The organism is Bacillus sp. AP50 (assembly GCF_040492675.1).
Taxonomy (GTDB): Bacteria; Bacillota; Bacilli; order Bacillales; family Bacillaceae_G; genus Bacillus_A; species Bacillus_A cereus.
The window spans coordinates 1-10670 of record NZ_JBEUTW010000087.1; the positions used below are offsets into that span (position 1 = coordinate 1).

Genomic DNA, 10670 nt, shown 5'->3' on the forward strand with positions numbered 1-10670 from the left:
GGATAATATAGAACATTTTCATTATTTTTCTTTTTTCTATTTTTTATTGTGTATAAAGTAATTGCTGTGCTTGCAATTATAATAATGGCTTTCTTCATATTCATATACCCCTTTTTATTGTTGGTTTAATTCTTGGCTAACTGCTTTTGCATCGACTAAAGCGTGTAAAATCATTTTCACCATGTTCATCATATTTCTTCACTCCTTTTTATAGTTCATTTAGTTCTTTTACAACTGCTTGTCCGTTCACTAATACCTCAAAGATTGCTTTTACGATTTCTTTCATCATGTTTGTTTCCTCCTTGTGTTTGTCTCTCTTGTTTTACATCTTTATTGTATAGGGAGGCATCTTTTCGTACTATCGCTTTCCATTACGTGAACATAACAGTTTTGTAAGATTTGATGTCACTTATTGAAATGTTTAGTCTATCTTCATTATTTTCAGAAAAATGACTATTCAAACATGAAATTGGAAAGTATAATAAAGAAGTAAGTATTAAATTCCGTACGAAAGGGGTGAATGAGATGAAACGTTCTTTAGCTGCGCGTGCCAAATTTTTAGATTTTATCTATTTTTGTCGTGCGATTTTTCATGATGTAGTTATTAACGGGATACGTATGCCCTTTTTTAACAATTGCATAGTGACTATTGAACGATAGAAATCTCTTCACCCATTTTTAATAAACGTGTGAAAAGGGAGCTATTTGGCTTCCTTTTTCTATGCCGAAAACCATGGGGAATGTTTCTTTCTCATGGTTTTTTATATTGAAAGGAGTACGGAAAATGACTATTTGTAGTGTAAATAATGTAACGAAATCTTTTGGTGGAAACATCATATTTGAAAATATATCGCTTGAAATAAAGAATGGTGAACGTGTTGGGTTAGTTGGTCGTAACGGTAGTGGGAAGACAACAATCTTTGGGCTTCTAACGGGAATGGAGAGTTTGGATGCAGGAGCCATTCATATGAAGAAAGGTACACGTATTGGTCATGTCGCACAAATTCCGAAGTTTGATGAGGTCATGACTGTATATGATGTATTGAGTTCCGCTTTTAAAGTAGAAAAGGAATTAGAAAAAGAAATGCATGCTCTAGAAAAAAATATGGCGGAGGAGCAGGAACAATCTGCTTTGCAAAAGCTAATGGAGAGGTACGGAGTAATTCAAGAAAAATTTGCATTTCTCGGTGGTTATGAAATAGAGGCAAATATAATGAAGGTAGCAAATGGCTTACAAGTCACAAACTTATTTCCAAGAGTATTTACGGAATTAAGTGGAGGAGAACAGACGAAAATAAGCCTTGCATATATGCTATTGCAGAAACCAGATTTACTTCTATTAGATGAACCAACAAATCATTTAGATTTGTTTGCAGTTGAATGGTTAGAGAAATTTTTAAAAGAATATAATGGAACAGTTATGGTTATTTCACACGATCGCTATTTCCTTGATGAAGTTGTAACGAAAATTTTGGATTTGGAAGATGGAGAGATTCACGTGTACCATACGAATTATTCTCAGTTCGTTGAGGAGAAGGAAGAAAGGTTACTTCAAGAGTTTCAAGCTTATCAAGAGCAGCAAAAGAAAATAAAGAAAATGAAAGAAGCAATTAAGCGCCTACGTGAATGGGCAAATCAAGCGAATCCTCCGAATGAAGGATTGCATAAAAGAGCGAGGAATATGGAACGTGCGTTAGAGCGTATAGAGAAATTAAAGAGGCCGATTTTAGAAAGAAAACAGATGGGTCTTCAGTTTGAAGGGCAAGAGAGAAGCGGAAAAGATGTTGTTGTAATGAAAGAAGTGAGTAAAGGTTTTGCTGGCCGACCTTTATTTGAACAAGCGAATTTACATGTTCGTTTTCAAGAGCGTACTGCTATCGTTGGTCGTAATGGTACAGGAAAGACTACATTATTAAAACTACTATTAGAAGAAATAAATCCAGACGTTGGTGAAATTCGCATTGGCAGTAGTGTCAAAATTGGTTATTTATCACAGCATACGTATGGAAATGTGAAGAGTAATGTATTGGAAGCGTTTAGAGAGTATGTGGCTGTAACAGAAGGAGAAGCAAGACATATATTAGCTAAGTTTTTATTTTATGGTCCAGCGGTGTTTAAGAAAGTAACACAACTGAGCGGTGGAGAAAAAATGAGGTTAAGACTTGCGCAACTTATGTATCAAGACATCAATTTTCTAATTTTAGATGAGCCGACAAACCACCTTGATATTGAATCAAGGGAAGTTTTAGAGGAAGCCCTTGAGCAATATAATGGGACGATTTTAGCTGTTTCACACGATCGATATTTTTTAAATAAGTTATTTGAAAAGACGTACTGGATTGATAGATGCAAATTATTTGAGTTTGCAGGAAATTATGCATGGGCTCGTCAAAAGTGGGAGGAAAAGCTTGAGAAGCAAGTAATAAAGCAGAAACGCCAAGGGAGAAAAAGTGTTGAAACGGTTCCTGTAAAAGAGAAAGAAGCTAGGAATCTTGAAGAGATTGAAAATGAGTTAATGCATGTAGAAGAAGATATATATGCAATAGAATGTGGAATGGAACATGTAGCTGATGTTGAAAAACTTGAAAAATTATATGAGGAAAAAACGAAGAAAGAGTTGTTACGAGCAGATTTATATAATGAATTAGAGAATATTGTGGAGTAATGAGTAGAAAGCCACTTCCTTTCAGTTTTGCTGGAGGAAGTGGCTTTCTTCATAATGATATTTTGCTTTAAAGGTTAAATGAAGCGATGTGTTTCACGTGAAACAGTAACTTAGATAAATCCGTGTTCCTCAATTTGCATAGCTTGTGAAACATATGAAAATAATAAGGTGAAAAATAAATGTCATTAGTGGTTTTTGGATAGGAGTAATTACAAAAACAAAGGCTAATTATTTCCCGAGAGATAAAGTGAGGGCTTTTACGGGCACCCCGACCCAGACCTAACTTCTTTTGCTTTCGCTGAATTTTGAGGTGGGGGTCTTACTGCACGGCAAATAGCGGGATAAATATGTGTAACAGAGACTAGTGAATGGAAACGACAAGAGAGCAAAGTTACAGCTTTACGCGCTGAACTCTGCTCTCTTTTTGCGTGGCATCTTCTCTCGTTGAAATTATAATAGCGATCCCGAGCATAATAAAAAAAGCTAAAAAGAGGACGAACTTTGGGAAGAACGGGAATAGTAATAGCGCTCCGACTATCATAATTGTTAATAATACGTAGTGCAGGACGTATTGGAATAGGTTGTCCATATTTTCGCCCCCTTTTTGGTAATTGGTTATTAGTATTCTATGTTTCATGCTGAAGGAATAGAAGTAGATTTTTAAGTTTTAATACGAATTATAGCTGAGTTTTCTTAAAGTATAAATGTAGAGTGATAATTTTGGAAAAATTCTCAAAATATTTATTTAGAAAGAATTGACAAAACATAATGAACGATATAAGCTAATAACCATAAAGTCTACCGGAAAGGTCGGAATAAGATTGTTACCCCTCAAAAACATCTATTTTTTTCTGATTAAAACCGACTTTTCCGATTGGCTATAAATGTGCTGTGGGAGGCATACATAAGCTAATAAGTTCAAAGGGTATAACTATTAAACAGTTAGGGTGGGGACAATGAAGAAAAAGACAAAAAAATGGGCTGGTGTATTTTCAGTATTACTGAGTAGTTCGCTTGTGTTATCTGCTTGTGGGGGACAGGAGGATACGGCTTCTACAGAACCAGTAAAAAAGCAGGATTTAAAAGACTCTAAGATTGAATCAATTCCAGCTACAGATAAAAAGAAAAGTCCAGAGAAAGCAAATCAACGAAAAGATACTTTCATTACAGCCATTTCTAAGCCAGGGGGAGTTTTCCTTCCGTATTTCCAAGATAATGGTTGGGATGGAAATGTAACGTCGGTTATTTTTGCTTCATTAGTAACAACAGACAAACAAAGTAAACCTATTCCGGATCTTGCGGAAAAATGGGATATTTCTGCTGACCAGTTAACATATACATTCCATTTACGTAAAAATTTAAAATTTAGTGATGGGTCGCCTCTAACAGCGGATGACGTAGCATTTACATTAACACTACTTCATGATAAAGCGTATGAAGGTGGATTGGATATTGCTCAGTATGCTGTTAAAGGTGGGAAAGAATATAAAGAAGGAAAAGCAACTTCTATTGAAGGAATCCAAGTTGTTGATCCACAGACAATTAAAATTACAACTGAAAAAGTTAATTCACAGGCGCTAACGAATTTAGGTGGCCCAGTGCTATCAAAAGCTTATTATGGAAAAGATTATAAACAAAATACAAGTTTAGACTATTTAAAAGCATTATATGGGCAACCAATTGCAGCGGGTCCATATAAATTTGAAAAATATGTTCCAGGTCAAGAAGTCCGCTTTGTTGCTAACGAAAATTATTATGCAGGTAAACCAAAAATTAAAAACTTTATTTACAAAATCACATCAGGTGATACTGGATTCCAATTATTCCAAACAGGTGAACTGGACTATAGTGGGTTTAGAGCGAACCCTGAAAATATAGACCAATTAAAAGGATTAGAGTTTGCAAATATTAATCTTGAATCATCAAGTGATATTGCTTATATCTATGTAAATAATAAGAAGTCGTATTTGAAAGATAAAAAGGTACGCCAAGCACTTACTTATGGATTAGACCGTAAGAAGTATGTGGATACAGCTTTACAAGGCTATGGCTCTGTCGCTAACGTACCAATTGCTCCAGTTTCATGGGCATATACAGAAGAAGGTATTAATAAATATCCGCATGACGTAGAAAAGGCTAAAAAATTATTGGATGAGGCTGGTTGGAAAGTAGGTTCTGACGGGGTTCGTGAAAAAGATGGTCAAAAATTAAAATTAACATACTACGCATCAAATACAGGTAAAACAAATGATATCTTTATTCCGATTGCAAAAGAAAGTTACAAAGAAATTGGTGTTGAATTAAATCCAGAGTTGATGGACTTTAATACGATGCTTTCAAAAGTAGGAAAAGGTGACTACGATTTAGCGGCAGTTTCAACACCAGGAATTAGTGATCCAAGTGAAGTTGTAAGTGAGTACTTATCAACTAATCCAAAAAGTGATACGGGTTATAATAATCCGAAAGTAGATGATTTGATTGTAAAAGGTATAGGAACGACAGATATTGAAAAACGTAAAGCGATTTATAAAGAGCTGTATAAAGAGTTAAGTGATGATCCACCAGTTATTTTATTAAACTATCGTAAACTACTTTATGCTCATAATGCACGTATAAAAGGAATTGATCCAGAAAAGTACGATAGCATCAGTTCCAACTTACCAGTGTTATCTATTGAACAATAAGGGTTGACCTAAATAATAGAAGACGTTTTTTCACACAGCAATGGAATGGTAGCTGTTTTGAAAAAATGTTCTTCTATTTTTAAGTAAATAGGATTGGGGAGACAAAAGGTGAAAACATATATCATTCGTAGGTTTCTACAAATGATTCCTACATTGTTTGGTACGTCTATTATTATCTTTTTCTTATTTGCACTCTTACCGGGTGATTATATCGATTCAAATCCAAAATTAACACCAGAGAGAGCTCAAGAATTAAGAGAGTTGTACGGTTTAAATAAACCGATTATTGAAAGGTATTTTCATTGGTTAGTGAATGCTTTGCATGGTGATTTTGGATTTTCTTTACAGTATCAAGAACCGGTAACTTCATTACTTAATAAATTCATTTGGAATACATTTATTGTTGCTGCTGCAGCTTTATTTTTCACTTGGATTATTGCTCTTATTATTGGGGTTATTTCTGCAACAAAGCAGCACTCTTGGTTTGATAGATTGGTAACAATCGGTGTCTTTGCAGCAATGTCATTTCCATCATTTTTTATCGGACTATTTTTAATTAAATTATTAGCAGTTGATTTAAAGTTATTACCTATTGGTGGCATGATTGATATTGGGAGTAACTCAACAGGGATAGCATACATATTAGAAGTATTACGTCATATGATTCTACCTGTATTTATTTTAACGCTTCTTGGTGTAGGATCGTTAACACGCTATTTTAGAACTGGCATGTTGGATGTTATTAGGCAAGATTATATTCGTACTGCTCGTGCAAAAGGTTTAAAAGAAAGGACCGTTATTTATAAACATGCATTGAAAAATGCAATTTTGCCAGCAATTACATTACTCGCTTTTGAATTACCGGGTTTATTTTCAGGAGCTATTATTATTGAACAGATTTTTAATTGGCCAGGGATTGGGAGTATTCAATTAGAAGCATTAAACTTCCGTGATTATACGGTATTAATGGCCTTTACAATGTTTCTTTCTTGTTTAACAATTATGGCTAATTTCTTAGCTGATATTGTATATGCGTTTGTTGATCCAAGAATTCGATTGAAGTAAGGGGGGAAAGATATGGAGACTATTACACCCATAATAGAGAAAAAGAAAGAACGGAAAAAAAGAAATGAATCATCACCATGGCGCCAAGCGTATAAAAAAATCAAGAAAAATAAGATGGCACTGTGTGGCTTATACGTTTTAATATTTATGTTTTTATTTAGTTTTATCGGTCCAATCTTTTCACCGTATGCTGATGGGAAAGTACAAGTAACACAAATTAATAAACCACCCAGCCTGTCACATTGGCTTGGGACAGACCAGTTGGGACGGGATATTTTAACTAGACTTATGCAAGCAGGGCGTATTTCATTAACAATCGGTTTAGCGTCGATGCTACTATCCGTTATACTAGGAGCTCTATTAGGAGCAATTGCTGGTTTTTATCGAGGAGTTGTAGATCATTTAATTATGCGTGTTGCAGATGTGTTAATGTCCATTCCAGGATTACCACTACTTATTATAATGGGAGCAATTTTATCAGAATGGAAATTACCATCGGAGTACCGTTTATATGTTGTAATGATTATTTTAAGTTTAGTAGGATGGCCAGGACTTGCCCGTCTTGTGAGAGGACAAATTTTAACATTGCGGGAGCAAGCCTTTATGCAAGCGGCAGATGTATTAGGATTAAAAGATTCTCGAAAAATCATTCATCATCTAATTCCTAACGTTTTTCCGTTACTTATTGTTGTAGCAACTTTGGGTGTGGCTGGATCTATTTTAAGTGAGTCCGCACTAAGTTACTTAGGCCTCGGAGTCGTTCCACCTACACCATCATGGGGGAACATGATTAGCGCAGCTAACTCATTAATCGATTTCCAAAAGCGTCCATGGTTATGGATTCCGCCCGGTTTTGCAATCTTTATAACAGTTGTATCAATTAATTTACTTGGTGATGCACTTCGTGATGCGTTAGATCCAAAGATGAGACGGTAGGTGAGAAGATATGAGTAAAGCGGTAGTAGAGCTGAAAGACTTACAAACACATTTTCAAACTGACGAGGGGACAGTAAAGGCTGTGAACCATGTTAGCTTTGCGGTTCGAGAAGGGGAAACAGTTTGTGTAGTAGGAGAATCAGGTTGCGGAAAGAGTGTAACAGCTTTATCTATTATGGGGCTTATTGCTGAATCTGGTAGTGTAGTGGGTGGAGACATTTTATATGAAGGAAAAAGTCTTTTAGGAATGAAAGAGAAAGAACTTCGTAGTTTACGAGGCAATGATATTGCAATGATTTTCCAAGAACCGATGACATCGCTAAACCCCGTCTTCACTGTAGGGGAGCAAATTGTAGAAACGTTAAGAGAGCATGAATTACTTAGTAAAAATGAAGCATATAAGAAGGCAATTGAGTTAATTCGTAAAGTTGGCATAGCCCGCGCTGATGAAATCGTCTATTCTTATCCGCATGAACTGAGCGGTGGGATGTTACAACGTATTATGATTGCTGTTGCGCTTAGTTGTAATCCTAAGTTATTAATTGCAGATGAACCAACAACAGCTCTTGATGTTACCATTCAGGCTCAAATATTGGATCTACTAAGACAAGTGAAAGAAGAATTTAAAACGTCGATTTTATTAATTACACATGACTTAGGTGTCGTAGCGGAAATGGCTGATTATGTTGTCGTTATGTATGGCGGGAAAGTTATTGAAGAAGCCCCAGTACTAGAGATATTCCAAAATCCAAAACATCCTTATACGAAAGGATTATTGAAATCAAAACCAGTAATGGGAAAACGAATAGATAAACTATATTCTATTCCAGGGCAAGTTCCGAATTTAGTTGGTTTAGGTGAGTTTTGTTACTTTAGTGGGCGTTGTGAGCATTGTATGGAAATATGTGAAAAAGAAGCCCCAAATCTAAATGTAAATGATGAAAATCATAAAGTAGCTTGTTGGTTATATGAGGAGCGTGCGGAACAATGAGTGAACCATTATTAGAGGTGAAAAACCTAAAGGCATATTTTCCAATTAAGGGTGGCGTATTTAGTAGAACAATTGGGCATGTAAAAGCAGTTGATGGAGTAAGTTTTACTATTAATAAAGGTGAAGTGTTTGGTCTCGTTGGTGAATCAGGGAGCGGGAAAACAACAATAGGAAAAACAATTTTACGCCTCGTTCAAAAAACGGAGGGAGAAGTGAAGTTTAAAGGAAAAGATGTTCATTCTTTATCCAAGGATGAATTAAGAAAACATCGCCCTAATATGCAGCTCGTTTTCCAAGATCCATTTAGCTCATTAAATCCGAGAATGAGAATTGGAGAAGCGCTTGGAGAGCCAATGTTGGCCCACGGATTAGCAACGAAAGAAAATGTGCGTAAAAAGGTAATTGAAGTATTGGAGTTATGTGGATTAGCTCCTTATCATATTGACCGGTATCCCCATGAGTTTTCTGGTGGACAACGTCAGCGTATCGTAATCGCAAGAGCTATGGTATTAAATCCAGAATTCATTGTAGCTGATGAACCTGTAGCGGCACTAGATGTATCTATCCAAGCACAAATTATTAATTTATTTAGTGAGTTACAGGAGAAAAAGGGATTATCTTATTTATTCATTTCGCATGATTTAAGTGTAGTAGAACATTTATGTACGAAAATCGGAATTATGTATTTAGGTACGATTGTGGAGACAGCACCGCGTGATGAGTTATTTACCAATCCGCTACATCCTTATACGAAAGCATTGTTATCAGCTGTTCCAATACCAGATCCAACAGTGAAGCGAGAACGAATTATACTAGAAGGGGATATTCCAAGTCCAGCAAATCCACCTTCGGGCTGTCGTTTTCATACACGTTGCCCATTTGCAACGGATGTTTGTAAAAAAACAGTACCAGAATTCCGTAATGTTGGTGTAGAGCATTTTGTTGCTTGTCATCACGTATAAAAAAGGACTCTTTCAAATTGAAAGAGTCCTTTTTTTATTTACTAGATGAAGTTTGTTTCAATACAAATTGCTCGATTGCGTGAGCAACACCATGTTCATTGTTTGTTAGTGTTACAACATCACATAGCTTTTTTACATCTTCTTCAGCGTTGCCCATTGCAACAGATAAGCCCGCTACTTCTAACATCGGTACATCATTAAAATTATCACCAATAGCAACTGTATCTTCAATAGGGATATTAAAATGAGCTGCCATCTGCTGTATCCCGTTTCCTTTATGTCCATTCTTATCCATAATTTCTAAGTTAGTAGGAGCCGATGCTGTAACCATAATATCAGCATCCTCTTGTAATATACTTAATAGCTGTGCGCGATGCGCTGCATTAAACGTTAAAATGAAGAATTTAGATATTTCTAGTTCTTGGTTATTTACAACATCTTCTATTTTTTTGAAATCAGTAATTAGGTTCGATTTCTTTTGCTTTTCTGTAATTCGTTCAAGTTCCTCTAATGTAACATCAAGCGCATGCTTATTTTCTTCGAATGCTTGCATCACTTGATCTTGCCATGTATATGGAGAATAAACTCCTTTATTTGTATATAGCTTATATGGGAAACCTTCAGATTCTAGTAATTTTGCAAGTTTGTACACTTTGTCGTTTTGTATACAACGCGAGTTAATTACTTTTCCATCCACATAAACAATAGCCCCATTGCTTGCTCCGACTGGAAGAGATAATTTATATTCTTCCAATAGCTTTAAAGCATCCTCTTTCGCACGACCAGAACAGATCATTACAATATGACCGGCTTCTTGTGCAGTTTGGATTGCTTGTAGGTTTTCTTTGGAGATTTCAAGATTAGATGATAGTAGTGTACCATCCATATCTAATGCGATTAATTTCAAAATGACCACCTCTTTGTTTTTATTATACATAGTTATATAGAGGAAACATATAAACTTATCTTGGAAAGACGGTATTTTATCTCATATTAAAAGTAAGTAAAGATTAGATAGGTTTAGTGGCACTAAATAAACAATTTGTAACAAAAATAGAGAGGAATATGACTACATTTCACTTTATGACTGTAATGTTACACGAATGTTACAAACGTGAACTTAGTGAAAAATGCATTAAATAAAGGTTTTTGAGGGTTATTATAAAAAAAACGTAAAAAAAGTGTAATAAATTTTACGTAATTATATTGCAACGTAATAATAGTTATGTTACATTAATGTTACAAACGTTACGTTATCAAATTTAATGTAACGTTAACATAAAAACTATGAAATAAACATTTCTTAGAAATTACATATAGATAACTTATAAAAAGGGAGGATAAATGATATGAAAGAGCAAGTATTA

Annotated in this window: 10 protein-coding genes; 7 read left to right on the plus strand and 3 right to left on the minus strand. The window is 35.1% G+C overall.

What is annotated here, in order from left to right:
* Positions 1–104, minus strand: a 104-nt coding sequence (locus ABWK52_RS08245; RefSeq protein WP_353771914.1) for a spore coat protein B, incomplete at its 3' end; no start/stop codon positions are given.
* A 421-nt stretch (positions 105–525) separates the two neighbouring features.
* Between ABWK52_RS08245 and ABWK52_RS08250 the strand changes: the two genes are divergently transcribed.
* Both ABWK52_RS08250 and abc-f read left to right on the plus strand, forming a co-directional pair.
* Positions 526–660, plus strand: a complete 135-nt coding sequence (locus ABWK52_RS08250) for an RAxF-45 family protein (protein ID WP_098542240.1) — start codon at positions 526–528, stop codon at positions 658–660.
* 124 nt (positions 661–784) lie between these two features.
* Complete coding sequence (gene abc-f, locus ABWK52_RS08255) at positions 785–2665, plus strand: ribosomal protection-like ABC-F family protein (RefSeq protein WP_098542238.1); 1881 nt, start codon at positions 785–787, stop codon at positions 2663–2665.
* A gap of 391 nt (positions 2666–3056) precedes the next feature.
* Here the strand turns inward: abc-f and ABWK52_RS08260 are convergent, their stop codons facing one another.
* A complete protein-coding gene (locus ABWK52_RS08260) occupies positions 3057–3254 on the minus strand; it encodes a hypothetical protein (RefSeq protein WP_000369254.1) in 198 nt (65 codons plus the stop codon).
* Between the two features lie 367 nt (positions 3255–3621).
* On the opposite strand from ABWK52_RS08260, the gene ABWK52_RS08265 reads away from it, so the two are divergent.
* The 5 genes from ABWK52_RS08265 (at position 3622) to ABWK52_RS08285 (ending at position 9303) form a co-directional block, all read left to right on the plus strand.
* The gene (locus ABWK52_RS08265; RefSeq protein WP_000730674.1) at positions 3622–5349 is read left to right on the plus strand and encodes an ABC transporter substrate-binding protein; all 1728 of its coding nucleotides are present in this window, start codon (positions 3622–3624) and stop codon (positions 5347–5349) included.
* A gap of 108 nt (positions 5350–5457) precedes the next feature.
* Positions 5458–6414, plus strand: a complete 957-nt coding sequence (locus ABWK52_RS08270) for an ABC transporter permease (RefSeq protein WP_000860687.1) — start codon at positions 5458–5460, stop codon at positions 6412–6414.
* Between the two features lie 12 nt (positions 6415–6426).
* Entirely contained in the window at positions 6427–7350 is a 924-nt protein-coding gene (gene opp4C / locus ABWK52_RS08275) for an oligopeptide ABC transporter permease (RefSeq protein ID WP_000447957.1), read from the plus strand.
* A gap of 10 nt (positions 7351–7360) precedes the next feature.
* The gene (locus tag ABWK52_RS08280; RefSeq protein ID WP_098522353.1) at positions 7361–8341 is read left to right on the plus strand and encodes an ABC transporter ATP-binding protein; all 981 of its coding nucleotides are present in this window, start codon (positions 7361–7363) and stop codon (positions 8339–8341) included.
* On the plus strand, positions 8338–9303 hold the full coding sequence (locus tag ABWK52_RS08285; protein WP_098522354.1) for an ABC transporter ATP-binding protein: 966 nt from the start codon (positions 8338–8340) through the stop codon (positions 9301–9303). Before ABWK52_RS08280 ends, ABWK52_RS08285 begins: the two co-directional genes overlap by 4 nt.
* A gap of 34 nt (positions 9304–9337) precedes the next feature.
* On the opposite strand, the gene ABWK52_RS08290 is transcribed toward ABWK52_RS08285, so the two are convergent.
* A complete protein-coding gene (locus tag ABWK52_RS08290; protein WP_000766421.1) occupies positions 9338–10210 on the minus strand; it encodes a Cof-type HAD-IIB family hydrolase in 873 nt (290 codons plus the stop codon).
* Between the last annotated feature and the right edge of the window lie 460 nt (positions 10211–10670).